Source organism: Marinobacter confluentis (genome assembly GCF_004785685.1).
GTDB classification, from domain to species: domain Bacteria; phylum Pseudomonadota; class Gammaproteobacteria; order Pseudomonadales; family Oleiphilaceae; genus Marinobacter; species Marinobacter confluentis.
Map to the genome: position 1 here is coordinate 1 of NZ_SRPF01000097.1, position 300 is coordinate 300.

Genomic DNA, 300 nt, shown 5'->3' on the forward strand with positions numbered 1-300 from the left:
CCGACCGCCTTCGAGTATTGAAAGCCACCATCGACCAGAGCAATCACCGCTTTGAACAGGCGCGGAACGGGCTTACCGACCTCATCGGCAGCAACACCGACCCACAACAGGCCATTCGGGCACGACTGATGCTAGCCAACATCGAGCTAGTTCAGGGCCGCTATGACGCCGCCGCAGAACATTGCAACGAATTGACACAGCGCTTACCTGTACATGCTGGAAAACCGCCGCATGATGATGCGTCTGTTCCCGGAACTGTTTGCGGAAGCGCCGGTGGCACCGGTAGACCATTACCCGGCT

General features: G+C 58.3%; 1 pseudogene. It reads left to right on the plus strand.

The features are described 5' to 3' along the window. Positions 1–198: 198 nt before the first annotated feature. Positions 199–300 (plus strand): annotated as a pseudogene (locus tag E5Q11_RS17715) (hypothetical protein); the annotation flags it as partial.